General features: G+C 48.6%; 17 protein-coding genes and 1 pseudogene. 8 read left to right on the forward strand and 10 right to left on the reverse strand.

Annotated features, from left to right (window positions below):
• Nucleotides 1-136: 136 nt before the first annotated feature.
• Nucleotides 137-2,407 (reverse strand): AAA family ATPase, encoded by a 2,271-nt coding sequence (locus tag PJI16_11325; protein MDT3778147.1) that lies wholly within the window; start codon nt 2,405-2,407, stop codon nt 137-139.
• A gap of 971 nt (nt 2,408-3,378) precedes the next feature.
• Here PJI16_11325 and PJI16_11330 point away from each other — a divergent pair.
• Nucleotides 3,379-6,891 carry a PAS domain S-box protein gene (locus PJI16_11330; GenBank protein ID MDT3778148.1) on the forward strand — a complete coding sequence of 1,171 codons (3,513 nt, stop codon included), beginning with the start codon at nt 3,379-3,381 and terminating at the stop codon, nt 6,889-6,891.
• A gap of 231 nt (nt 6,892-7,122) precedes the next feature.
• A complete protein-coding gene (locus PJI16_11335; protein ID MDT3778149.1) occupies nt 7,123-7,992 on the forward strand; it encodes a transporter in 870 nt (289 codons plus the stop codon).
• A gap of 72 nt (nt 7,993-8,064) precedes the next feature.
• Here the strand turns inward: PJI16_11335 and PJI16_11340 are convergent, their stop codons facing one another.
• Nucleotides 8,065-8,949: a tetratricopeptide repeat protein gene (locus PJI16_11340; protein ID MDT3778150.1), complete on the reverse strand. Its 885-nt coding sequence runs from the start codon at nt 8,947-8,949 to the stop codon at nt 8,065-8,067.
• A gap of 238 nt (nt 8,950-9,187) precedes the next feature.
• On the opposite strand from PJI16_11340, the gene kaiC reads away from it, so the two are divergent.
• From kaiC to PJI16_11360, 4 genes are all read left to right on the forward strand, one after another.
• The gene (gene kaiC / locus PJI16_11345; protein ID MDT3778151.1) at nt 9,188-10,636 is read left to right on the forward strand and encodes a circadian clock protein KaiC; all 1,449 of its coding nucleotides are present in this window, start codon (nt 9,188-9,190) and stop codon (nt 10,634-10,636) included.
• A 157-nt stretch (nt 10,637-10,793) separates the two neighbouring features.
• The gene (locus tag PJI16_11350) at nt 10,794-11,162 is read left to right on the forward strand and encodes a circadian clock KaiB family protein (protein MDT3778152.1); all 369 of its coding nucleotides are present in this window, start codon (nt 10,794-10,796) and stop codon (nt 11,160-11,162) included.
• Nucleotides 11,159-11,509, forward strand: a complete 351-nt coding sequence (locus PJI16_11355; GenBank protein ID MDT3778153.1) for a circadian clock KaiB family protein — start codon at nt 11,159-11,161, stop codon at nt 11,507-11,509. The genes PJI16_11350 and PJI16_11355 overlap by 4 nt, the downstream gene beginning before the upstream one ends.
• Nucleotides 11,510-11,525: 16 nt before the next feature.
• Nucleotides 11,526-13,640, forward strand: a complete 2,115-nt coding sequence (locus PJI16_11360; GenBank protein MDT3778154.1) for a response regulator — start codon at nt 11,526-11,528, stop codon at nt 13,638-13,640.
• Between the two features lie 200 nt (nt 13,641-13,840).
• Here the strand turns inward: PJI16_11360 and PJI16_11365 are convergent, their stop codons facing one another.
• The 3 genes from PJI16_11365 to PJI16_11375 all read right to left on the reverse strand — a co-directional run bounded on the left by PJI16_11365 (nt 13,841) and on the right by PJI16_11375 (nt 16,436).
• Nucleotides 13,841-14,935: a putative zinc-binding metallopeptidase gene (locus PJI16_11365; GenBank protein ID MDT3778155.1), complete on the reverse strand. Its 1,095-nt coding sequence runs from the start codon at nt 14,933-14,935 to the stop codon at nt 13,841-13,843.
• A 93-nt stretch (nt 14,936-15,028) separates the two neighbouring features.
• The gene (locus tag PJI16_11370; protein ID MDT3778156.1) at nt 15,029-15,943 is read right to left on the reverse strand and encodes a glutaminase; all 915 of its coding nucleotides are present in this window, start codon (nt 15,941-15,943) and stop codon (nt 15,029-15,031) included.
• A gap of 76 nt (nt 15,944-16,019) precedes the next feature.
• Nucleotides 16,020-16,436: a DUF5069 domain-containing protein gene (locus PJI16_11375; GenBank protein ID MDT3778157.1), complete on the reverse strand. Its 417-nt coding sequence runs from the start codon at nt 16,434-16,436 to the stop codon at nt 16,020-16,022.
• Between the two features lie 658 nt (nt 16,437-17,094).
• On the opposite strand from PJI16_11375, the gene PJI16_11380 reads away from it, so the two are divergent.
• Entirely contained in the window at nt 17,095-17,538 is a 444-nt protein-coding gene (locus PJI16_11380) for a CBS domain-containing protein (GenBank protein ID MDT3778158.1), read from the forward strand.
• 22 nt (nt 17,539-17,560) lie between these two features.
• On the opposite strand, the gene PJI16_11385 is transcribed toward PJI16_11380, so the two are convergent.
• The 5 genes and pseudogenes from PJI16_11385 to PJI16_11405 all read right to left on the reverse strand — a co-directional run bounded on the left by PJI16_11385 (nt 17,561) and on the right by PJI16_11405 (nt 24,719).
• The gene (locus PJI16_11385) at nt 17,561-20,623 is read right to left on the reverse strand and encodes a PAS domain S-box protein (protein ID MDT3778159.1); all 3,063 of its coding nucleotides are present in this window, start codon (nt 20,621-20,623) and stop codon (nt 17,561-17,563) included.
• A gap of 16 nt (nt 20,624-20,639) precedes the next feature.
• Nucleotides 20,640-21,101, reverse strand: coding sequence for a response regulator (locus PJI16_11390; protein ID MDT3778160.1), 462 nt, complete (start codon nt 21,099-21,101; stop codon nt 20,640-20,642).
• Nucleotides 21,052-22,653, reverse strand: a complete 1,602-nt coding sequence (locus tag PJI16_11395) for an ATP-binding protein (protein ID MDT3778161.1) — start codon at nt 22,651-22,653, stop codon at nt 21,052-21,054. The genes PJI16_11390 and PJI16_11395 overlap by 50 nt, the downstream gene beginning before the upstream one ends.
• Before the next feature lie 1,070 nt (nt 22,654-23,723).
• Entirely contained in the window at nt 23,724-24,071 is a 348-nt protein-coding gene (locus PJI16_11400) for a DUF488 family protein (GenBank protein MDT3778162.1), read from the reverse strand.
• A 69-nt stretch (nt 24,072-24,140) separates the two neighbouring features.
• Nucleotides 24,141-24,719 (reverse strand): annotated as a pseudogene (locus PJI16_11405) (DNA-3-methyladenine glycosylase I).
• Between the two features lie 229 nt (nt 24,720-24,948).
• Here PJI16_11405 and PJI16_11410 point away from each other — a divergent pair.
• The gene (locus tag PJI16_11410) at nt 24,949-25,491 is read left to right on the forward strand and encodes a hypothetical protein (GenBank protein ID MDT3778163.1); all 543 of its coding nucleotides are present in this window, start codon (nt 24,949-24,951) and stop codon (nt 25,489-25,491) included.
• The last annotated feature ends 83 nt before the right edge of the window (nt 25,492-25,574 follow it).

The following is a 25,574-nucleotide window of genomic DNA, read 5'->3' on the forward strand; positions in this document are numbered from 1 at the left end:
CAAAGGAAAAAATGTTGCATATACTTGTGGGAAACTCCATCCAGGAACGGCCTTGCTCCGCTTTGTTCAACCGAGACTTTTCCGGCTCCAAACAATTGCTGGGCCATCCGGTGCCCTTGCAATCATAGGGTTCAATCTATTCGTTTGAATTGGATTGAGACGCTTGGGTTGTCCGGGTTTTCATTTCTCCAGCTATTTTAGGAAAGGTAATGTCCTGCCCTGGAAAGATTTCCTTGGGATTCCGAATTTTGGGGTTGTATTCCAGGACACGTTGAACATAGCTAGGATGCGAGGATCCATATACGACCTTGACCAATTTTTCTAAAGTATCGCCTTTTTGTACGGTGGCCACCGCGTAAGGAAGATCTCGGTTGACCTCAACCTTTTTCTCACTTGGTTTAATTTGTGAGGAAGAGTGAGCAAAGATTTTTGTAGACATGGGTAATACCGTATCTTTACCTGCCCCCAAAGACTTTTTAGCCTCAGCAACCGTATTGTTGCTCTCGATGTTTTCCAAAGGAGGAAACATAATTTTTTGCCCTGGGTACATTTTTCGCGCGCTCACAATATGAGGGTTATGTTCAAGAACGAATTGAACGTGAGAAGGACTAGCTGTACCATAAATACTCTGCAATAACTTTGCCAGGGTGTCACCCCTTTTCACTATTCTGGTAACGGGTGAAGGCGATGCTTCTGCCTCGGATTGTTTGTTCGTTATTTCCTGTGATGTCATAGGTGTTTGAGCGATAGGGACAGAAGTAAGGCTATCTTGGCTAGGGAGGCGGATTGGTTCTTGAGCGACTATCGTAGGTTTTCCCATACGTTCACTGAGGGGTTCTGGCCTCAGGTGAACAAGGCTGTTATCACTGGAATTCTCAGATGGTGTTTCTGCCTCATCCTGAATCAGCGTCGCTGCTTCTACCATACGGTTTGCCTCAGCAGCCGTCGCAATAGGTTCTTCCTGGACTAAGAGCTCAGAGAGTGCCTGTTGGGTGGACGGGATAAATTGTGTTTCATCCCGAATAAACCGCGCTCCTTTTTCCTGACTGTCTGCTTCAGTCTTCGCAATGCTTTCCTCCTGGCTTGGGAGATCGAAGATTGTGTCTTGGGGGAGCAGGATGCCTGGTGATACCGTCTCTGGAGTTACAGCAGCTACCTCCAATTCTTCTGTAGCATCAGGTACCTTCTCCTGGAAATTATCGGGTGAAAACCCCAGCAGGAGGTCTTCATGATTATCGGGATTGGTATTCGTTCTTTCTTGGGGTGGAGTCGTGGTTGATTCGGAATGAGAGTCGACCCGATTCCGTAGATTCTCAAAGACTTCAGACACTGATTCCGTGAGGAGCGCCTGAGTCCTTTCTGTCAGGGTTGAACCTGTTTGACCAGAGGAAGGGATAATTTTCCCTCCATTTACGAGGTCTTGTTCAGGTACGAGGGTTTGTTTCGGATTCTCCCTTTCTTTATCCCGTGGCCCGGTTTCATATATTGAAGGGATATCGGAAAATTTGGATTCAGTCAGGGGTAGGAGTGCAAAAAGTGCCAGGACAAGGATGAGAGCCAAGCCTGTCAAAGGTACTAAGTTCCAGAGTGAGTGGGAGGGGCGGCCGGTCAGGTCATCGATCACTTCTTTAGCAATTTTTGCTGTCACCAGGGCTTTATTGTAGCCAAACGCGGTGACCAGGGCGTTATCACAAATAATATTCAGACGCCGGGGAATCCCCTTGGCTTCCTGAACGATTAACGCTAAGGCCGTATTCGTGAAAATACTTTTCCCTTCCCCTCCGGCCTTGTCCAAGCGATGTTGAATATATTCAAAACTTTCGCGCTTGGAGAGGGGGTGAATGATGGCTCGAACGGCGATGCGTTGCCGTAATTGTCTTAATTCATAACGATCCAGAAGGCCATCTAATTCCGGTTGACCCAGCAGCACAATTTGAATGAGCTTGTCTTTTGGCGTTTCCAAATTTGACAACATCCGCAGATTTTCTAATGTGTCCACGGGCATATTCTGCGCTTCATCAATTAATAGAACCACCGTTCGGCCTTCTCGATATTTTTCAATAAGGACGAAATGCAGTTGTTCCAACGCTTCGGCCTCGTCTCCCTCAATCGGGTCATGTCCCAGTTCACGCAGCAGGGTTTTGAGTAAGCTTGTAAAAGACAGGTTGGGATTGAGGAGATAAACTGTTTCCTGGTTGGCCTGATGATTTTGATTCAGAAATGATCGAAGAATCGTGGTTTTTCCAAGGCCAACTTGCCCTGTGACGGCGATAAACCCTTTTTTTTCTCTTATTCCATAGATTAGGGAGCCCAACGCCTGTTTGTGGCCCGGACTGAGATACAAAAAATCCGGATCCGGGGTAGTATTAAATGGTTTGGTACGTAAACCGAAAAAATTAAAATACATCGCGTCTTCCTAATATACTTTTATTGGCATCACTAGCTTAAAAATGGAGTCATAACCCTTTGGCTACTGCACGGTCTTTCGGTTACCGCTCCTATCTTAATAATTAGCCAAAAAAACCAGACAGATTACCTCTGAGATATTTCAGGAAATAGAGCAACGACTTTTTGTTGTTCCCGTTCTGAATACCCAAAATATAGAGGCCACTTCGTGAATGGCTGTAGAGTCGTTTTGATTCTCTCAGTTCACAATCAAGACGATGCCCACAGGACTTTCCAAAATGAGTTAAGACACTGCACTTGGGGGAAAGGACGAAGATCCGAGCTTCGCATGTACCGCACTTAAGGATGAAAGAAAATTGAGAGGTCTAATGGTAAAAATGAATTAAGATACGCCATTCCGGGTAAGTAAGATATGATTAGGAAGATGAAAGAACCTTAAGAATATGTACTGCATGAATAAGTACCAATTATAAACAAAAATATCCATATATAGCTAGTGGTTTTCTATAATTGCACTACTCTGTTCTACATTACAAAAGGAACCCCTCTCGTGGGAAGAATCCGTGCCCCGGAAATACTTTGGGGGAGGGCTGGCTATGGTTGTCGCTTTCAGTAAGATCTGGGAGACCAAGACTGCACGGTTTTCAGGTCTCTCCAGAGGCGGATTGCTTTGGTGGGTTTCGGTTCTTCATTTGCTGATGAAATGACAAATTTTTTGAAATATTCTACAGGGCCTTAAATGGTAAACCATCTTTGGCGGTTATTTTCAATCCGTTTCCAAGCCCTGGTTAGCTCTACACGTGTAATGGTCGCCCTGTTCCTCCCGGAGGATTTTAGGATGGCAATCAAGGGTTTTTGACAGTTTGACTTTCTCAGGAAAGTTGAGGATAGTGGCCAGAGCCTATTGTATAAATACCACACCTAGGCCTCCATACGAATGACTTCCAAGAGGCCGTGCCCGGAATGTGTCCCATGAAGAAAAATTCGCCAATCCCCGACCCAGATTTTGAACATACATCGGAGGTCAATCCTCCCAATTCGGCTACAAATCTTGATGTGCCGGACATACAAGAAGGTCATCCTAAGACCGGGGTCGAGAATCGACTTATTCAGGGTGCCTTAGAGCACACGAGAGAAGCCCTGATCGTCTGTGATGCATCAGGAACCATCATTCGAACCAGCCCGGCAGTCAATCATTACTGTCAACATCCGTGTGTGAACCGGCCTTTTGATGAAGCTTTTCATTTATCTAACTTTAATGGGAAGAAGTCTCCTTCGGGCGCTTCTTCTCCAAATCTGAGTCGAAAACTCCTTTCACAGGTCTTCAGCGGCGTGACCCTTTACCGCGAAAAAGTTCATCTGGAAAAACAGGATGGAAGGGTTGAGCAGATCGTATTCAGTGCCAGGCCTATAAAAGATGACCGTCAACATATTATTGGTGGAGTAGTGACGTTGATGGAGATCGACTCCGGGAAACGGACCGACCAAATCCTTCGGCATCAAAATGAGGTGCTGGAACAAATTATCAACGATACCTCTCTTTCGGACATTTTGGATAATCTCTGTCTGGAAAGTGAGCGCCATTTGGGTTCAGATGTGCTGACAGCTATTCTTTTGCTGGATGAGGATGGCTGTCATCTTCGACATGGGGCAGGCCCCTCCGTGGCTGAAAGTTACAAGAAAGCTATTGATGGCGTTGCCATAGGTCCTGAGGTGGGTGCGTGTGGTGCGGCTGCGTATCTGAAGGAACCCGTCATTATTCCGGATATTTCCACCCATCCGAATTGGGCTCCATTCAAGGATCTCGCAGAAAGACATGGGTTACGGGCATGCTGGTCTATGCCGATTCTAGCCAGCGACGGTCATACGCTTGGTACCTTTGGCATGTATTATACGGTCCCCCGTTTACCAACGGATGAAGAAACAGAGTATGTTGAGCTTCTTGCTCATTCTGCCTCCATTGCCATTGAAAAAGTGCGGGCGAAGGAACAGCTACGGCAGCAGACTCATGCGTTGGAGGTGGTGAATCAAATTGGCAGGTCGTTGGCAGCGGAATTGAACTTAGAAAAACTCGTTCAAGCGGTCACGGATGCGTGTCGTGAATTAACCGGGGCGGAGTTCGGGGCATTTTTTTACAATGTCATGGATGAAAAAGGGGAATCTTTTGTTTTATATACGATTTCCGGAGTTCCTCGTGAGGCATTTGAACAGTTCCCGATGCCAAGAAACACACCAATTTTTGCTCCGACCTTTTCGGGTCAGGCCATCGTTCGAATTGACGACGTGACGGTCGATCCCCGATATGGACAGTTGCCTCCCTTCCATGGCATGCCGCCGGGCCATCTTCCCGTCAGAAGCTATCTTGCGGTTCCGGTCGTTTCCCGCACCCGGGAAGTGTTGGGAGGATTATTTTTCGGTCATTCACAGCCCAAAGTCTTTACCCACACTGCGGAGACGATGGTGAACGGCATCGCATCGGGAGCTGCCATTGCCATCGATAATGCCCGCCTCTACCAATCCGCCCAGAATGAAATAGAACAGCGAAAACACACAGCAGAGAACCTTAAACGGTTGGCGTCAATTGTCGAATCATCTCAGGATGCCATTTATAGTATCAATACGGACGGTATCATTATGAGTTGGAATAATGGTGCCGAAAAGATGTATGGCTATACCGCTTCTGAAATGTTTGGTTCGTCTTTTTCCTGTCTCCTTCTCTCGGATGTTCGCCAGGACGCTTCTTCCCAGTTGGAATTCATTCTGAAACAAAACGGGAACATGACTCATGAAGTGCTCCGGATGAAAAAGAACGGCGTGGTGTTTCCTGTGTCGTTATCGATTTCTCCAATCGTAGACGTGGATGGAGTCCTGAGTGGGCACTCCTTGATTGAACGGGATGTTTCCGAACAAAAACGCATTGGAGAAGCCCTTCAATCGAGTGAAAGTCGTCTCCATGCGATTTGGGAGAATTCGCCTACTGTGAAATTTGTGAAGGATTTAGAAGGAAAATATCAACTGGTAAATAAACGGTTTGAATCAATTCTCCAAAAATCGCGTGAAATGATTATTGGAAAAACAGATTGGGACCTCTTGAGTCCGGAGTTTGCCGGTCAATTAGTCGCGCATGATCAGCAGGTTCTCAGCAGTCGAAAACCTCAGGAATTTGAAGAACAGATACAATCACCGCATGGAGTATGCACCTATCTGGCAACGAAATTCCCCTTATACAATGCCGATGGCATTCCCTATGCCGTTTGTGGAATCGCGACCGATATTACGGCGAGAAAACGGGCAGAGCAGGACCTGCAAGAGTTGAACGAAACCCTGGAGCGGCGGGTGACGGAACGGACTCGCGATCTGGTGGGATATCAGGCAAATCTGCGAGGTATGGCCTCTGAGTTGGTTGTTACGGAACAACGGGAACGCCGTCGATTGGCCACTGAACTGCATGACTATCTGGCGCAATTACTTGTGGTGTGTCGGATGAAACTGACTCAGGCCAGGAACGATTGGAGTCTCCCTGCATTAAAGTCGAATCTGGAAGAAATAGATAAAATCCTGTCTGACTCGCTTTCCTACACCCGCACTTTGATTGCCGAGCTCAGTCCCACCATTTTGTACGAATTGGGTCTGGTTCCGGCCCTGAAATGGTTGGGGCAGCAAATGGAACGACATGGCCTCCATGTGCAGGTGCAGGCAAGTGACCAGTCCGTCCGCCTTCCTGAAGATCATGCCATTTTTGTGTTTCAGGCTGTTCGCGAATTGCTCTTCAATGTTATCAAGCATTCCGGTGTCAGCAATGCGACTGTTTCTCTTGATGGTCAGTCCGAGCAGAACCTTGAAGTCCTGGTTCAGGATGGGGGCCATGGATTTCAACCGACCTTGGAATCCACGGATTATACGAATCCGGGAAAATTCGGCTTGTTTAGTATTCGAGAACGAGCGGAGGCGTTGGGTGGTCTCCTTGTCATCGAATCCGCCCCAGGGCAGGGGACTCGGGCCAAACTCGTCGTTCCCTTCCAAGCGACTTCTGCACCGGTATCGGCAAATTCCGCATTTTCGGAATCCCCCAAGCCGCCGAATGAATCGTTGCCACGACTTCAGAAAAAGAAAGTCGTTCGAATACTTCTGGTTGATGATCATGCCATGATTCGTCAAGGAATTCGGACGTTATTGGAACACCATGATGATTTTATGATCGTTGGTGAAGCGAAAAATGGAGAGGAAGCTCTGAAAGTGACGAACCTGGTTCTTCCTGATGTGGTGGTCATGGATGTCAACATGCCTAAGATCAACGGCATTGATGCGACAAAAGTGCTGACCAAAGAACACCCTTCAATCAGGGTCATCGGACTGTCGGTTCATGAGGACAAGGAGATCGAAAGAATGCTGCTTGAAGCCGGGGCGGCCATGTATGTGACCAAAAGCAGTGTTGCCAACACACTGGTCGATGCCATCCGGGATGTCGTGAATCAAACTTGCTAAGCCTTGTGTGTATTGGCTTCCGAGAATCGTTTTAGACGGGCTTCATTGAGACAACACCTCACAGTCCTAGCCGGATTGACTCTTGGATTACACCATCATGTGATTTCATAAGTTGCTTGCGGTTCCTACCTGGCGTAAAAGGTGGCTCCATCTCATCTCTCCCTGAACGACAGCCAATCAAGGTCATCACGGGTAGGTTTTTGAGTTTTTTTTTACAGAACTCCAGTTTCTATGCGTATCTCCTATGTTGTAACCATTTCAAGAATTGGACGGTCGCTGCCTGGTGTTCTAGGGTGGTTGTTGTGTGTGATCCTGCTCGGACCATCCTGGTGTTATGGTCAAGAAAGTAATCGTGAACCTTCTTCGCCTCGCCCGTGGATCATGGGCCAGGCCGGCGCTTTTACCGAGCCGATTGAGACGGATCGGCCGACATTCGGCCTGAGTCCTGCCACGATCACCAAGGGACGCATTCAAATCGAAACGGGATATACCTTTTCTTTTGAACATGCATCACCCGGTGTCAAAACGCATAACTTCCCTGAGACCCTTGTCCGTATTGGATTAACGGAGAGGACTGAATTTCGCCTGGAATGGCCAAATGTGACCTTCATTGACAATGGCAGGGACGTGCATGGTTTCAATGATCTTGGCCTGGGATTTAAAGTCCAGGTCTGGCAGCAACAAGGGCTCAGACCCCGGTTGAGCTTTGTCGGCCGACTGTCGATTCCCACGGGAGATAAGAATTTCTCTTCGGATAAGCTCGACCCGATCTTGCGGACGATTTTGACGTATGCGTTGAATGAAAAGGTAGGGTTGTTCGGGACGGTGAATATTGGCAGTCCCACTTCTCAGGGAACGCGGTTTGTGCAGGTTTCTTCGTCACTGGGGCTCAGCGCAGCCCTTCGAGATCGGTTAACCGGATTCGTGGAATATTTCGGATTGTATCCCAGAGATGTGGCGAGTGGGAGCGCCAATTTTCTTCAAACGGGATTGATCTATCGTTTGACGTACAATTTGCAAATTGATGCACGCATAGGAGGCGGGCTGACCCATGGTTCTGATGATCTGTTGACGGGTGCCGGGATTTCGTGGAGATTTTAACCCGATCGAAAACGAAGACAGGTGTCGTTTGTTCACCTGACACAGAGTTGCGCTCAGGAACGAATGATACCTTTATTCCCTTCGGAAAAGAATCCGTAAAATTTTATCGGTCTCAAGGACGAGTTGATCCTTGTTGAGTTTGAAGGTCTCAGCCAGTTCCAGGCGGGAATGGGCCTCTGAAAAATCCGGTCGTAAGCGAATGGCTTGCCGGAGTGCCTTCATGGCATTCTGGGATTGTCCTTGGGCCATGTACGTCAGGCCTAAATCGGAAAAAGCTTCCGCATCATCGGGCTTCAGCCTCGTCGTCTTCCTCAGCACTTCCTGAGCCTCAGGAAATTTGTGTTGAGCTAAAAGTGACCGACCCAGCCAGTATTCGGTCTGGTTATTTCCGCTATATAACTGCGCGGCTCTTTCAAGCACTTCTTCTGCCTTCTTCCATTCATGTTGATCAAGGTAGACGGCTCCCATACCCTGAAACGCAGCGGCCAGATCGGGATCAAGTTGAATCGCGGCTAGATATTCCTCGATGGCGCCGTTCGGATCGCCCTGCTGATTGAGTCGTTCCGCCAATTGGAGGTGAGTCGCGGGGGTCTTAACCTGGAATGCGGGTTCCGCTCTGATAACTTCACGTCTGGCCCGTAGACCAGCTTCCACGCATTCGTTTGTGACAGGAGCGTGCGCAGTGCAGATCTCTGAAGATGGTGGAGAAGCAGGTACCCCTTGAAGGGTTTCCGGGCGAATGGAAGGTGGAGGATCTACCAACCATACCGTTACAGAAAGCAGGAGAATGGATTGGCAACAGCTGGAGGCCCGAGAAGCTAAACGAGTATGCATGAGCCAAACCACTAGGGGATGAAGGGTAAAGGTTTTTTTAATGAGACGGTCGAATGTACGGAATGAAGAAAAAATTGTCGAAATATTCGACAAAATACTCGGAATTCGGTCTATTCTGTCCATTCTTCTGTGTCCACACTTACTGATACGGTGTCTCCTAGACTGCTAAAGTGACGCATGAAATTGACTCCCCGACGCTGAAAAGGATTCGAGATACGGTAATCAATTAATGAGTGGTAGGGAAATCAATCACTAATAGTTGCCGTTGGAATCTCGAGTTTTTCGCCAATTTGTATTATTTTTTAAAGATATTATGTTAGATTTTGATGTCAATTTTTTCCATCTCAGGAAACTATAAATCATGCCCGGAAAGAAATCATCAAGTAACACGGTCCCTTCAGAATTTCCCAAAGCGCTCACCGGTATTCAAGGCCTGGATGAAATAACGGGCGGCGGGCTTCCCCGAGGACGAACGACGTTGGTCTGCGGAAGTCCTGGCTGTGGGAAAACACTTCTGGGCATGGAATTTCTTGTCCGCGGGATTGTGGAAAGCGGAGAGCCCGGTATCATGTTGGCGTTCGAGGAAACGGCCGAGGAATTGACCCAAAACGTCCGGTCCCTGGGATTTGATCTAGATAGATTAATCAAGGATAACAAATTGATTTTGGATACGATTCCCATTGAAGCCACCGAATTTGAAGAGAATGGAGAATACGATCTCGAGGGCCTATTTGTGCGGCTGGGTGATTCCATCGACACCATTGGCGCCAAACGGATTGTGTTGGACACCATCGAGGTCCTGTTCGGCGGGTTATCCAATCAGGGGATTATCCGTTCCGAGTTGCGGCGGCTGTTTCAATGGCTGAAAGACCGGAACATGACCTCCATTGTCACCGGCGAGCGGGGAGAGGGGTTGTTGACCCGTCAGGGGCTTGAGGAATATGTGTCCGACTGCGTCATTCTGCTGGATCATCGAGTGAACGATCAGATGTCCACCCGTCGATTGCGTGTGGTTAAATACCGGGGGAGCATGCATGGCACCAATGAATTTCCCTTTCTCATTGAAAAACATGGGCTGTCCGTCCTGCCCATCACGTCCTTGAAACTTGAACACAAAATTTCAAAAGAAAAAATCTCGACCGGCGTTCCACAGTTGGATGAGATGTTCGGGGGAGAAGGTGTGTATCGGGGGTCGACGGTTCTGGTCACAGGCGGAGTCGGGACGGGGAAAACGAGCCTGGTTTCGCATTTTGCGGATGCTGCCTGTCGCCAGGGAGAACAGGCCTTGTATTTTGCCTTTGAAGAGTCTAGCCCTCAGATTATGCGGAACATGAAATCGATCGGGCTCTCGCTGGACAAATGGGTAAACAAGGGCTTATTGCACATTCTCGCCTCACGACCCACGCTATTCGGCTTGGAATCCCATCTCGTGAATTTTTATAATGCCGTGAAAACCCATCATCCGAAGCTGGTGATTATGGATCCGATCAACGATTTTCTATCCATTGGTTCAACTCGCGAGGTCAAGGCGTTATTTTTACGGATGGTGGATTTTCTGAAATCCCAACAAATTACCTTGGTTTGCACGGGCCTCAGCGCGCCTTCGGAACCTGCTCAGGAGGCGGAGATCGGGGTTTCCTCACTGGCCGACACCTGGATTCTCCTGTCAAACCGGGAATTTGATGGTGAGCACCAGCGCCAACTGTATATTTTGAAATCCCGGGGTATGGCGCATTCGCATCAGGTTCGTGGATATACGATGAATCATCGTGGCTGGCTGGTAAAAGAAGTGTCTGGAGGTAACCGTTAGGCATGAACCGGCTCGATTCAACATACCCATTTGAACCTATGAAGTCGGGGGACTGTGTCTCTAGCGGCAAGGGAGAAATGGATAGAATGCTTGCAAGGATTGTTTATGCCTCAAAGCATCCACGAATGATTAGGTGATCGAGGAGGGTCTCATTGCTATGAAAAATGCGTCTAAAACCTCATCGAGGCCCAAGCGGGGTTCTGCCAAGTCTTCTCCTTACCACTTAACCCTCTATGTCGCCGGACATTCCCCTAAATCACGCCTGGCCATGAGTAATCTACAACAATTGTGCGATACGCATTTATCCTCGAAATATACGGTGGAAATCGTAGATCTTCTCCAGGAGCCTAAGAGAGCCAGACTTGATCAGATTTTGGCCATTCCCACCCTGGTCAAAAAATTGCCGCCTCCCTTAAAAAAAATCATTGGAGATTTATCGAATGTTGAAAAAGTTTTAATGGGGCTGGATCTGATCGACGAGTCGGGTGAGGTGCTTATGTCAAGTTCAATGAAAGTCTCATCATGAAATCCCATGCGCCAACCACCCCCAGGAAAGTACCCCCTGGCGGGGAACCTTCCGGGATGCGCCTTCGATTGTATGTGACCGGGGCGACGAGTCTCTCGCTCCGTGCCATGGCCAATATCAAAGTCATTTGCCGTGAACACCTCGACGAACAGAATCCTGACCTTCAAATTATTGACCTGTATCGCAATCCCGCTGCCGCCCGTGCCAATCATATTTTTGCGGCTCCCACCCTCATCAAAGAGTTTCCTCTTCCCAGTTGCAGAATTATCGGAGATCTTTCGAAAAAGGACCGTGTCCTGCATGCCTTGGGATTGACCCCTCCTCTTCCATTGCCTTCTTCTGGATAAAGTTTGGGAAATAGCCATGGCCCCAAAGCATAAACCGTCCCTCGCAAAGTCTCGTCTTTCAAGCCGTGAGGAAATATTACAGCTACGGTTGAAAGAAGCGGAAGACACGCTTCAGGCCATTCGGGAAGGAGCCGTCGATGCCCTCATCGTGGAAACAGGTGAGGGAGATCAAGTCTTTACGCTCAAGAGTGCGGATTATCCCTATCGACTCATCATCGATCAAATGATGCAGGGCGCGGTGATTTTTGATGAGAGCGGTATTATATTTTATGCGAATACCACCTTCGCCAGCATGGTCAATCATTCCCACCAGGAACTATTTGGTTTTCCTATCGAATCATTTATTGCTGAGGACGATCGGGAATTTTTCCTAACTCTGGCTGGTTCTCATTCACCGGTTTCCGGAAGAACAGGAACGATTCATTTGGTCTCCCAAGACCATTATGATCTTGCCGTTTTCATCGGCATGACGTCCATTCACATCGATAACCAGCACTTGCATTGTGCGATTCTGACCGACCTGACGGAGCAGAAGAAATATGACCGGGCGTTGGCGGAAGAAAAATTCTCCAGAATGATCTTGGAGCAAACAGGAGAAGCGGTGGTTGTGTGTGATCGGTCCGGTCGAATCATACGCCACAGCCGCGCGATCGATAGACTGATCCAGCAACCTATCCTCCATACCCGGTTTCATGAACATTTTCATTTCACGTTCATCCAGACCCCGGTTCCCTCAGGCGGTCGTGAGCCATGGAATGAAGAGAGGAGTGTGGTCCAAGAAGTGCTTGGCGGAAGGACACTGCGTGGTCTTGAAGGCAATTTGCAGATCGCGAACAGAAACATTCCTGTGCTCCTGAGCGGCAGTCCTTTGCAGGACGACGAAGCGAAGACGGTGGGAGCTATTTTCACGATTGTGGATATTACGGAAAGGAAAATGGCCGAACGGGATTTACAGGTCTTTAATAATTCTCTTGAACAACGCATTCAGGCTCGCACACAGGATTTGTTGAGTTATCAAAAACATCTGCGGGAGATGACATCAGAATTAGTCGTGACCGAACAACGCGAACGACGACGCCTGGCCAGTGAACTGCACGATTACCTTGCCCAATTGCTGGTCGTCTGCCGGATGAAACTTGCCCAACAGAACCGGGAAGCCTGGAGTCCGGAATTGAAAACGGATATCGAGGAAATCGATACCATCCTGTCCGATTCACTCACTTATACGAGGACCCTGATTGCGGAGTTGAGTCCCAGTATTCTTTATGAACTGGGAATTGTGCCTGCCCTGGTCTGGCTTGGGGGGCAATTTGAACGGCATGGTCTTCAGGTGGACATACAGGAAGAAGACAAAAACATTCAACTTCCGGAAGATCACGCGATATTTGTGTTTCAGGCTGTCAGGGAACTCCTTTTTAATATTAAAAAACATGCCGACACCACACAGGCCACGGTTTCTCTCAAGAAGACCGCATCCCACGAATTCCAAGTGAAGGTGGAGGATACAGGGAAGGGGTTTCCCCTGTCCGATGCCTCGCATGATTATTCCAGCCCGGGAAAATTTGGACTGTTCAGCATTCGTGAACGGGTAGAGGCTTTGGGCGGGAGTATTGATATCAAAGCGGAAGTTGGACAGGGAACTTGCATTACGCTCGTGGTTCCGTTTCATTCTCCCATTTCATCAGAGGCTTCTCTCGATACCAAGGCAAAGTCTGTGACATCGTTGGCATCTTTCCCCTCAAACACCCCGCAGAAAAAAGGGATTCGTATTCTTCTTGTTGATAATCATGCTCTTGTCAGACAAGGCATTCGCGGGATATTAGAGGTTCAAGCAGATTTTCAAGTCGTGGGGGAAGCACAAGACGGACTGGAAGCCATTGAGTATGCACGCACCCTTCATCCCGATCTCATTGTCATGGATGTGAATATGCCAAAGATGAATGGCATTGAGGCGACCCGCAGAATTATTCAGGAATTTCCTTTGATGGCCATTATCGGGCTGTCTGTCCAGGAAGATAAGCATGTCCAGGAATTACTCCTGAAGGCAGGCGCGGGCATGTTTCTCACCAAAAATGGAATTGCCAGTGAACTCGTTGGCAGCATTCGTCAGATGGTTGCCCACACCTCATAGCCCTCCAACCTTCAGCTCGTTGGTGGCAGAACCGCTTTTGAAGTTCATTCCAGCGTCGTGTGAACTCTTCCTTTCTGCATTCTCAGGTGGGAGGCCTTGTTCCCGGGTCTCGTGTGTCAGAGCGCGACCCACCAGTCCTGCGCGGATTGATCCCGCTTGCGCTGCTTGTGTCCCCTCAGAAGCACGAAGGCCAGCGGGAGCTATGTTAAGGAACGAGTGGCTGGCGGAGTGGACATTCCCGAACGCGCCTCAAGAATAATCTGATGGATATACTGTAGTTTTTCAATAACGGGAGGAACCAGCACCTCCGGCATCAGATCAATTAAGCCCATGGCTCGATTCATTTCGTTCAGTCCCAGCCCAAGCCGTTGGTAGGATCGAATCATGTCTCCGATGTCGGCTTTGGTCGGATCGATTCCCTCTCCGATTCCCGTATGTCTCGCGGTATCGAGCACACTCACGATCGCAAGGTATTTGGCAAATGTCTCCGCAAAATCCTCCCATGGGTGCATGGTGGCATAGACACTGATGTAGTTGGCTTGCCAGTCAGAAGGCGGGCCTTCCCGGTAATGCCGTTCAAGGGCTTGCGCATAGGTTGGCTGTTGATAGTTGCCGAAAATCCGGTTGAACGTTTCTTCCTGCTTGTCCTGTATCAACATTTCCCAATAATAGTGGGCAATCTCATGTCGGAAGTGACCAATGATGGTCCGGTGGGCTTCTCCAAATGAGACGCGTAATTTTTCCCGCTCAACATCTACGGCCTCGCGGAGATTGATGGTGATTTTCCCGTTCTGATGTCCCGTGAACACCTGTTCATGGTCTCCCATGGTATGCCAGTGATTTCCGGAGAGGCTGACATCGGCTTTGAAATCAAAGGATAAGGCGGGTTGAATGCCGTCTTCTGCTTTCCCATAGGGAAGACCCAATAGGTCCAAGGTGTAAAGTAGGCGTCGTTTGCCGGTTTCCAGACGATACCAACACTCACGATTTCCCTCCACAGTCAGATCGGGAATCGTTTCATTATAGCGGCAGTAGTCACAGAGCTGCGTGACGAGTTGGTCATTGGGGCCTGCCTGAAGACATCGATTGCAGACCTGTTCGACAACATAATTATGACATTTCAGTAGGGGGGCATGGCATGCCGTGTAGCCACATCGATAGCCGCCGTCAGGACTCACGAGTAGCCCCGACATACGATGGCAAGCCGGGCACCATCCCACTTCCGAATTGCAGGATAGGCAGTGGATATTTTCAAAAAACAACGTATTGCCGCAATGGCAGGTAAACATTTTCATGGTCATTTATTTCCGGTTAAGAGTGAACGTGAGAATCCAGGCGAGGGGAAGAAAGACCCTTCATCCGGCCGTACAAACAGCCATCATCACGAATCAGAAAATAGACACGCCGGTTTTGGTGGTGAATAATTCGAGTGCATATTGGCCCGCCAATGAATTGCCCTTTTCGTTTAATCCGGGAGACCACACGGCCACAGTGAGCCGGTTTGGGATGACAGCGACAATTCCGCCACCCACCCCACTTTTCCCCGGCAATCCGACATTGAAGGCGAAGTCTCCCGCCGCATCATAGGTTCCGCAGGTGAGCATGAGGGCATTCACTCTCTTCGTCTGGCTTTGGGTGAGGACCTGCTGATTGGTCCAGGGACAGAGTCCTTTATTGGCGAGAAAGAGAAAACCTTTTGCCAGGTCCACACAACTCATCGACAGTGAGCAGTGGAAGTAATAAAACTCCAGCACCTCTTCAACTTCATTCGTGAGGTTGGAAAAACTTCTAAGGAAATTGGCCATCGCCGCATTCCGAAAGCCGGTTTGTCGTTCGGAGCGGGCCACCTGGGGATCATCTTGAACGGCGGCATTATTGGCCCGTTGCCGGACATAATCGAGAAAAGAAGGTTTGGCGTCCTGTAAATGAGATAGGAGGATATCGGAGATAACCAGGGCTCCCGCGTTGATAAATGGATTTCTGGGTATGCCATGTTCATATTCGAGTTGGACGAGAGAATTGAAGGTCGACCCGGATGGTTCGAGTCCCACCCGTGTCCAAATGTTATCGCCTTCAAATGGAAATCCGAGGGTCAGTGTATACACCTTTGAAATGCTTTGAATCGAGAAGGGCTCTAGGGCCTGCCCCACCTGGAACACATCCCCGTCAACGGTCTGGACCGCCATTCCAAAATTCTGAGGGGAAACGGATGCCAATTGGGGAATGTAGGTGGCAACGGTTCCGCACGGTAACAGGGTTAGGACTTCTTGATGGATTTCATTCAAAATGGCTTGATAGTTCATAAAGGTTCACATCTTTTTACAGGCAGGTATGTATTGGTGTTGGGTGAGGGTCCATGACAACAGGAAGGGAGCGGACTTAAGGGGCTTCATCCTGTTCAATCATTTCAAAAAGGCTGTTCACCGGGTGCTTGATGGATTTGGGATAGACGAACCATTTGATGAAATGTCGTACAAAGGAGACAGGATAGCCTGGGGTGCCTAGCCTGGGAGCAAAGTCATTCCAGCTCGAAATAGTTGAGGGATTCACTCCCGGCTGACCGAGGAACCACTGTTCCAGGTCTATGTCCGTACGAATTTCCATGACGGCATTTCGAAATTGACAAAAAGACAGGCCGAAATGCCGAAGAAAATAGCCGTCAATGCCAATCGGGCTGCCCAACGATAAGCGATAGAGAAGGGGGAGGTTCCGCTGTTGGGAAGCCCGCACTTTATCGGTCATACGGGCGAGCCAACAGCAACTTGCTAAAGTGTCTTGCGGGGGACGAAGTTTCATATGTATGTGCGTGAAAGAACCCGTACGAAATCTTACCTCATTTTAGTCGAGGAGGCCTATGCTAGTAGACAATGTAATTCAGGGCCCTCAAGAATTTTACGGGAATGCTGAAGCACACGTCATGTGTTTTTCTAATAGTGCTGCTCGTGGTCTTTTTTCGCACAGCACTGTTCACCGTGCCTGTGCCCGGGTTCTCTTAAAATGAGGCGCTTTACTTTTATTTAAAAAAGGAGCATGGTAGAAAAAATCTAGAAAATCGAGGTCGTCATGGGGTAACTCGTTATTCCCTCACCCTATCGGAATTGATCCATAAAAAGGCCTTTCGGGGATGCACATGCCCGGAAGGCCTTCTTGTTTTCGTCATGAAACACACATAATAGATCCAAAGATGAAGCTGAAATTCTCATAGGTGAGTGTCGTCGAGGAGGGGAAGGAGGTGAGGCCATGCGAAAAGCCTGGCAGGGGTGGATGATGTGTAAAGTATGGCTGTTGAGCCCCCGATTGACAGTTTGGGGGGAAGGGATGATGGAAGGTCTTATTTTCAGCCTCATAGCGTTGGGAATGTGGAGAGTGACGTTGGATTGAAGGATCTGATAGTGCCCTATGGTCTTTCAACACATGAGCTCACCCTAGTTCCCTGAATAAGGAGGGATGGATTATGCGACGCGTTGATTACATCGTTGGAGCCAGGGACTTTAAAGGTCTTATTGCCGAGCAATTTATGCAAGATGCCGTGTATGCCTATCATCCTGAAGATTCGGCAGAAGCCTTGGCGCAGACGATGACCGAGGAGGGTTTCGGGAGCGTGCCGATCGTTGACCATGACCAGCATTTGCTTGGTATCGTCAGTGAGTTCGATCTTCTCCATGCCATTAAAGAGGAGCGTTCTTTATTAGGAGTTCCGGCGAGCGACTTGATGACACCTGCACCGGTTACGGTGAAGCGGGAAACGCCGGCTATGGATATTATTGATCGACTTGAAGGGAAGCATTTGATTCGAATGCCGGTGGTCGATGAAGAGGGCAAACTCCTTGGCGTCGTGGCCAGGCGGGATATCCTTCTGGGGTATTTGAATGCCACCCGTCAGACAAAGGTTTTTTAGGAGAGAAATCCTAGAGTCTCAGTCATGATCCGGGAATTTCGGGTTTGGAATGCGACAGTACCCGGGTGAGCGTCTGGCTTAGTTGATCCAGCAGGATTGGCTTGTAGAGGAATGCGCTAATTCCCTGTTCCAAAGCCTTTTCCATGTCAATGGTATGACTGAAGCCCGTACAAAGGATGATGGGCATATCGGGGCGTATTTTGAGAATTTCTCGAGACAGCAGGTCTCCTCCAAGTGTGGGCATCGTTTGGTCGGTGATGAGACAGTCAAATTGGTGGGGATTCATGCGAAACACTTCAAGGGCCTCCAAGGGGTTAATGCGGACAGTGACGGTATACCCCAGATGCTCCAGGAATTCTTTCAAGACTTCCGTAATCGACACTTCATCATCCACCATCAGCACATGACCGCTTCCGGGGCAGATGGGGGAAGGCTTTGAATCAAGGGAGGAGTCAGTGGGTATCTGGTACTCGGGCAGGGCGATGAGAAAGGTGGTTCCCTCCTTATTGGAGGATTGTACCGAAATGTGTCCTCGGAGATTTTCCACAATGCCATGTACCACTGCCAATCCCATTCCCGTTCCTTTTCCGACGGATTTGGTGGTAAAGAACGGGTCAAAAATTTTTGGAAGGATATGATCGGGGATCCCAGGGCCGGAATCACTGACGACGATCTGCACATACCTTCCGGGATTCAGTGTAGGGGGAAATCGGAAGTCGTCTTTTTCAATGATGATGGCAAGAAGGTTGATGGTCAGAGTTCCGCCATTGGGGCGAAGGGCCTGTTCGGCATTAGAGCAGAGGTTCATGATGATTTGGTGAATTTGAACGGGGTCGGCAAACACCATATTCATTTTTTGATGAATAACTACACGCAGGTCAATGTTAGAAGGAAAGGTGGCACGGAGCAGAGTCAGAGATTCTTCAATAACCGGACCCAGATCGACCGGGCGAGGTTGGTGTTCTGTTTGACGGCTGAAGGTGAGGATTTGCTGGATGAGATCCCGTCCACGTTTTCCCGCTATTCCGATTTGCTCAAAATATTTATATGCGGGATCCCCTTGGGGATGTTTCCAGGTTCCCATTTCCGCCCATCCGAGAATCGCCATCAGAATATTATTGAAGTCGTGTGCGATTCCTCCGGCCAGGGTGCCTATGGATTCCATCTTCTGTGTTTGTCTCACATGCTGTTCCAGGCGTTTTTGCTCGGTGAGATCCCTCCATATGGCCGTCACGCCTGAAATAATTCCGTCCGGCTCTACATAGGGATTCAGTCTGACTTCCATAAAGCGAATGGTTCCTTCTGGAAATGTCAGGTGCTGATGAAAACAGACGACCCGCCCTTTTCGGCATTCCGCTAAATGACTGGTTAGCTGTGTTTCAAACAAATCCGCTCCGACAAAATCCCGGATGTGACGACCGGTGATTTCCCGGGCAGGCAGATTGAAATATTCACAAAATCCATGATTGACGGCTTGCAGGCAGTTTTCCTCATCTAAAAAGCAGAGAAAATCGGAACTGGTCGACACTATTTGTTCATATCGGCGGAGCGCTTTAGTTGCGTGATACCGCTGGGTGATATCCCGGGCGACGGCATAGATGGCTTTTTCCTGAAGCTGAGGAGTGGCACGCCATTCCAGCCAGAGGTAATTGCCTCGGATATCACGGATGCGGTTCTGGAAATCCACCACATCTTTTTCTTCAGCGAGTTGATGGAACGCTGCCTGGGTGGATATCCGATCCTCGGGATGAGTGAAAAATATCAATGGTTGGGATAACAGTTCCTCTTGGGTATACCCCAGAAGTTTTTCAAAAGCGGGATTGGTCTTTTTGAGATATCCGTCAATGCCGATGCTACACATGAGATCCAGAGAGAGGGAAAAAATGTGATCCCTCTGGATCTCGGCTTTGAACTGACCTGTAACATCAATCGACACACCGCCCAGTATCGGTGGACGGTCATTTTGAAGGATTGGGAACTTGCAGGTTAAATACTGATGGAGGCCGTCTTTGAGAGGAATGTCTTCGAGAATTTCGAGGGATTGACCTTGTGAGAGCACCCGGGCATCATCGTGTTGGATCCTGGACGCTGTGTCGGGAGGCATTAGGTCGTGAACGGTTCTTCCTATCCAGTTTTTGAGATCAATATTGAACACCTGTTCAAATTCCGGATTCAGATACATCAACCGATACTGGTCGTCTTTCATATAGGCCAAACCCGGAAGATGGGCCATGAACTGTGCAAAGCGTTCCTCGCTGGCTTGAAGAGCTTCTGACATCGTGGTGCGGTCGGTGATGTCTTCAGCCAGCCGGGTTATCCGGTAGGGATACCCTCCTTGCCTGTGATTGATAAGTCCTCGTTCATGGATCCATCGGGTGGATCCGTCCGACTCAATGATTCGATAAATCTCGTTATAGCCTCCGGTGACGCTCAATTTCAGATAGGCGTTTTCGATGCGGTCCCGGTCCTTGGGATGAAGGGCTTCAAGCCAGTCCAATGGATTTTGAGTTAGCTGAAGAGCCGGGCGCTCCCAAAGCCTTTCATAGGTTGGGCTGACATACAGTAACCTTCTTGGTTCTTGAAAATCGGTCAGCCAAAAAATCCCCTGATAATGCTCCATGAATTGGCGAAACCGTTCATTGGCTTCTCTGAGTGACAATTCCAGTAACTCATTTCTGATTTTCAAGCGATGATGCTGGATGACTTCCGCTACCAGGGCCGGCAATAAATCCAAGTAGCCGCTTTGAGACGCTTTGACCAAATAGTCATTCACCCCGGCTTTAAAGGCTTCAATGGCAATCTGTTCGGACCCATTGCCTGTTAAGAGAATAAACGGAGATACGCATTTCATCTGACGCAATGTGCGAAACAGAGTGAGGCCATCCATGCCTGGGAGTTTGAAGTCGGCGATGATGACGTCAAATTCGGAAGAGGAATGTTCCACATGACGAATGGCTTCCTCTGCACTTTCGCATTCAAGAAGGGTGTGAACGTCCTTCTTAAGCGAACGACGGATCGCGATTCGCTCGTGGGAGTTGTCCTCGATGAGGAGAGCTGATAATCCGGATTCCTGGACCAGGGACATGTGGTTACCCGTTCGTTTAGGCTGATAATGGCTTGGCGTAGGGTTCCACGCAACTCCAGAATGTCCGGAGGGATTTTAAGAGATTGGCAAAGTTGGCGTATCCGACCGGTTTTTTGAGAAATGCCGTACATCCATATTCATATCCTTTGTTCCGGTCCCTCTCAAGAGTGGAATTTGTGAGAATGATGACAGGTAAAAACCGGAACTGATCCTTTGCCCGAATGGTTTGGAGGACCTGATGCCCATCCAGTTTGGGAAGTTTGAGGTCCAGAAGAATGAGGTCAGGGTCAGGAAAGATGTTTGATTCCAAATATTTCCCCTGGTGAAACAGATATTCCAGACATTCTTCGCCATCCGACACAATATGCAGATGATTCCCAAAGCCAAATTGTTCCCAGGCCCGTTTGGTGGCAAGGACATCATGGGGGTTATCTTCCGCCATTAAAATCGTTAAGTTCCGCGTTTCCTGCATCATCATGTTTTTCTCCCATCGGTACCGTGAATGAAAAAATGCTGCCTTTGCTCAATTCGGACTTCACGCGTATTTCTCCGCCCAGCCGGCTCACCGCTTTTTTGACAATTGCCAGACCGATGCCGGTTCCCTCATATTCTCGAGTCGTATGCAATCGTTCAAAGACCTGAAAAATTTTATCCTGATATGATTCAGAGATCCCGATGCCATTGTCCTCAACCGTAAAGGTGATAAACCCCTGGCGTTCCTGCATCCAATTGATCTTCAGCACTTTTGGGGAGGAGTGGTTGAATTTGACCCCATTGGCCAGGAGATTCTGGAAAATCTGTTTCAGCAGATGTTCATGGCCAAGGACTGTTGGCCATTCAGCAGGCGTGTGAACTTCTACGTCTTTATCTAAATTCAGAAGGAGCAGGATTTTGGGAATGATGGTACCGATGTGGCAGACCTGAGGAGAAGAATCTTTGTTATTTAACAGCGAGAGTTCAAGGAGATCAGAGACCAGGTCTTCCGCTTCGCATACGGCGGTGGTAATGCCGGTCAAATACAGTGTTTGATCTGATGAAACTTTGGTGGACAAGTCTTCTAACAGGAAATCTGCATAATTCTGAATCGCTCTCAAGGGCGTTCGCAAATCATGTGAAACGGCATAGTTATAGGCTTCCAGTTCCTGATTCTGGTTGGCCAGTTGTTGATTTAAGCGTTTGAGTTCAGCTTCGTGTTGTTTCCTGGCTGAAATGTCTACGACTGAACTGAGCACCATAAAGCCATCTGGCGTGTTGATGGGATTCAGGCCGATTTCTACGGGAAACTCGCTTCCATTTTTCCGTCGGGCAAACAGATCCCGTCCTGCCCCCATGGCTCGGGTACTTGGGTTTTCGAGAAATGCAACTCGATGTCGGGCATGTTCCTGCTGAAATCTTTTGGGAACGAGCGTGTCGATGGATTGCCCCATTAATTCATCTTGTGAATACCCAAAGAGAGTTTCAATTAATTTGTTGGCAAAGACCACCTTGCCGAGATGGTCAACAATCAACATGCCACTCGGGAAGGCATCAACGAACACGCGTAGCCGACGCTCCTTGTCCTCAAGGTCATTTTTGATCAATTTCATATCTTCTAGCAGAACCGTCATTGTGTGATTTTGCTCTTTCAGTTCCTTGGTTTGTAAGCCATATTGGACTTCGAGATCTTCCTTGACCGTTTGGAGTGCCTGTCTGGAAGAAATGTTTTTCAACGTCATATATCCTGTTACCAAGACGCAGAGAGTGGAGAGGGAGCGATTAAGCGTGGCTCTTTCATATTCTAACCTTGAAATAGAGCCCCAATAGCCCAGGAAAATTAAGAGAATCGCGCCGATTAGCGCGATTTTTGTCGCCCCTGGATTGTTGAGGGGGAAAGTGGCCACGACGACCAGAATGTACAGACTGCCCATGCCAATTCCAAGTGGAGTCAGGCAGTCCGCCACGAAAATTCCCAATGCCAGCCCCCCAATGAGAGCCTTCTGAAGATTCGGCTGTGGCTTTTGGACTGTTATGGGGGGAACCCTCATGGTCATAGAATTGAACGACCTGTTATCTAGGCGCTTTTCCCATCGGTCCATTCAATGAATGAGTCATAATAGGGAACCTGGGAGGATTCGGTGCAGGGGGGAAAGTTATGTCGGTGGGTCGTGTTTTTAGGACTGCCGGAGCTTGATGTGATGGCAGACTGACTCCTTTAAACATACCAACTGAGGGTAGTCTATGGCTTAGAAATTGGGCGAAATGATTCATGCTCAGGCGCACCGCATGGCTATAATGTGGGGTCCCGACACAGGACTTGCTTTGGTCAAAAGATGATCACAAATATCCTTCGACCTTTTGTTTATGTTGACTCAAGGAGCCGACGAATTCGCACCCGAATAAATTGATTGTTGTATCAAGCCGATTTTTAAGAAGAATGTTGAATCTGCCGGTACATTGGCGAATCCTCGATCATGATGCACCTCCCCTGAGCGATTGGATCGGGCTTGTGACATCTCTCGACATGATAAAAATAAGGCAGGATGAATTGGAAATGAGGCTAATGATAAAATCATGCGCGATAATAACGGTTTTTTTAAATGTACGCAAGGAAAATGCGTTCAATCAAAAGCGAAAAATTTGATTAATATTTTTATAGAAATTCCTTAAATCCAATGATGGACGGCGATAAGCCATTTGTGTCGAATTTTTCGAAATCGGTACGGACGTGTTTGCGGAGAGTAAATGTATGATCCATAAGCACGGGTTGGTTGGAATTTTTCCAATAGATCACCCAATGTCAGAACGCTTGCTTTTTTTGCGGTGCCATTTTGTGGCAATGAGTACATGGGAAGGCAGGGCCTTCCAGGAAACAATCTGTTGTTCTCTCGACAGGGCTTAAATCCTATTCTGGTGGCACGGTGTTCGAAAGAAGCCCGAATCAGACCAGATGCGAATCCGTCACGGTGATTTCCATTGCCAGTGCGATTGTTTTGATTTCCTGTTAGGAGACCTTGGCCAATGTGGCCACACAAGCTGGCCCACATCCCGTGACATCATCTTGTCCAACAAGTCTTCATACGTTCTGATTCAAAAGCTCTGGCCGGTTATAGGAATGGCGCTTTTATTCATAATTCTGGGAGAGATAGGCTTTGAGGGCGAGTGCATGGTTACATTCTTGATTTTTTGCCCCGAAGAGAAGGGTGACTGGACCCTGTTGTATGCGTTGCCATAGCTCTTCGACTGCTTTGGGTTTTTGCCCAAGCTCTTTTGCGTAACGTCTTTGAAATTCTTCCCATCGCTTCGGTTCATGGTGAAACCAATTTCGCAGGGCTGGAGATGGGGCAAGATCCTTTTGCCACAGATCCGCTTTGGCCGCTTCTTTTGAAAGCCCTCGAGGCCATAGCCGGTCAATGAGAATCCGACACCCATCATCTGGGGCCGGGGTGTCATATATTCGTTTGACTTTGATTGCCCGATAATTGCTTTTATTCGGGACTTTAGCAACTTGGGAGGAAGTTTGTGGTAGGAGGTTGGAAGGGTGTCTGAAACAATCAGTGGTGTGGTCATTCACCAATCCGGCCGCTTGCATATGGGCGTAGATGACGGTACTTCCCACAAAACGAAATCCTCGTTGCTTGAGATCTTTTGAGAGGGCGTCACTCTGTGGAGTCGTGGCTGGAACCTGTGCCATTGCTTTCCAGTCATTGATTATTGGCGCACCTCCCACAAAATCCCAGATGTACTGATCAAACGACCCAAACGTTTCCTGAATGGTGAGAAAGGCTTTGGCGTTTGTGACGGTCGATTCAATTTTGAGGCGATTCCGAATGATCCCGGTATCTTGAAGGAGCACCGCGATTTTTCTGGAATCGAAGCGTGCGACTTTTTCGGGGTCGAATGCGGCAAACGCCCGACGATACCCTTCACGACGAAGCAGAATGGTTGACCAGGATAGGCCAGCCTGCGCCCCTTCCAATGTCAGCATTTCAAAGTGGCGGTGGTCTTCGTGGACGGGGATTCCCCATTCTTCATCATGATAGGGAATGAAGTGCGATTTCGTGCCCACCCATCCACAACGGATGGGTTTTTGAGTCTGTAACCGTGTGGTGCGTCCCATGCGAAATCAATGTCTTTTTGGGGAGTAACGTCTTCGTGCCCTGGCTTTAAAGAATGAAAACCTCTGTGCAAGGGGAGTGGGGTGAATGCTACGAATTCCGGAAAAAGGTGTCAATGGATCATTCGGGACTTCATGACTCTTCAGTTCTTTATTAGTCTGAAGGGCTCTCGTTTGTAGGACCACGCAAAGCCATGATAAAATCTTATATGCCTTCAATTAGGAGGAGGACATGAACACAATCATGAAGCAGTTCCCGTCAAAGACCTCCCGGTTAAGCCGTTGGATCGGATGCGTGCTAGTTTGTGGAGTCGGGGTAGGGTTGTCTTTGAATGATCCCCAGGCCTTCGCAGAAGCTACCACTATTCCTTGGGAATGTTCCGGATATTCTGGAGATGCTCAAGACCGATGCGTGACCACGTTGAGGGAGCTTCAACAAGAAAAAATCGACCAGTTGGCAGAAAAATTGAAGGCACAGGAGGGGATAATCAATCAGCTCAAAGAGAAATTGGATCGTCAGGAAGCGTTAGCCCTGAACAAAGCTCAGAACTCTAAGCAGAATTCCCGTTATCGGCCGCCGTATGTTTCTCCCTACGCGTACTCCTATGGTTTTTCCTATGACTATGCCCAGTTTCCGCCTATCGGCACCTATCTCCAACCTCCCTGGGGTTATCCACGCTATTATGGCGATGGCCCTGGATATTGGGGTTATGGGCCTCAGGCATTCGGCTATAATTTCCGGTTTGGCGGGGGCCACCATCATCATCATCCGTAAGCATCAACATCTTTAGCCTGAGTTTGGCATCTGCGGTTGCCACGTGCGCGAAGGATTTTAGCGGCGGTTAGTCCCGGCTCTCT

This window comes from Nitrospira sp. MA-1 (assembly GCA_032139905.1).
GTDB lineage: Bacteria > Nitrospirota > Nitrospiria > Nitrospirales > UBA8639 > Nitrospira_E.

Coding starts and splice junctions, on each gene's coding strand:
- PJI16_11395 (MDT3778161.1), bottom strand. CDS start 22,653: ATGACCATGAGGGTTCCCCCCATAACAGTCCAAAAGCCACAGCCGAAT.
- PJI16_11410 (MDT3778163.1), top strand. CDS start 24,949: ATGAACACAATCATGAAGCAGTTCCCGTCAAAGACCTCCCGGTTAAGC.
- PJI16_11325 (MDT3778147.1), bottom strand. CDS start 2,407: ATGTATTTTAATTTTTTCGGTTTACGTACCAAACCATTTAATACTACC.
- PJI16_11370 (MDT3778156.1), bottom strand. CDS start 15,943: ATGAACTATCAAGCCATTTTGAATGAAATCCATCAAGAAGTCCTAACC.
- PJI16_11355 (MDT3778153.1), top strand. CDS start 11,159: ATGAAATCCCATGCGCCAACCACCCCCAGGAAAGTACCCCCTGGCGGG.
- PJI16_11360 (MDT3778154.1), top strand. CDS start 11,526: ATGGCCCCAAAGCATAAACCGTCCCTCGCAAAGTCTCGTCTTTCAAGC.
- PJI16_11385 (MDT3778159.1), bottom strand. CDS start 20,623: ATGTCCCTGGTCCAGGAATCCGGATTATCAGCTCTCCTCATCGAGGAC.
- PJI16_11375 (MDT3778157.1), bottom strand. CDS start 16,436: ATGAAACTTCGTCCCCCGCAAGACACTTTAGCAAGTTGCTGTTGGCTC.
- PJI16_11335 (MDT3778149.1), top strand. CDS start 7,123: ATGCGTATCTCCTATGTTGTAACCATTTCAAGAATTGGACGGTCGCTG.
- PJI16_11380 (MDT3778158.1), top strand. CDS start 17,095: ATGCGACGCGTTGATTACATCGTTGGAGCCAGGGACTTTAAAGGTCTT.
- PJI16_11350 (MDT3778152.1), top strand. CDS start 10,794: ATGAAAAATGCGTCTAAAACCTCATCGAGGCCCAAGCGGGGTTCTGCC.
- PJI16_11330 (MDT3778148.1), top strand. CDS start 3,379: ATGAAGAAAAATTCGCCAATCCCCGACCCAGATTTTGAACATACATCG.
- kaiC (MDT3778151.1), top strand. CDS start 9,188: ATGCCCGGAAAGAAATCATCAAGTAACACGGTCCCTTCAGAATTTCCC.
- PJI16_11390 (MDT3778160.1), bottom strand. CDS start 21,101: ATGATGATGCAGGAAACGCGGAACTTAACGATTTTAATGGCGGAAGAT.
- PJI16_11365 (MDT3778155.1), bottom strand. CDS start 14,935: ATGAAAATGTTTACCTGCCATTGCGGCAATACGTTGTTTTTTGAAAAT.
- PJI16_11340 (MDT3778150.1), bottom strand. CDS start 8,949: ATGGACAGAATAGACCGAATTCCGAGTATTTTGTCGAATATTTCGACA.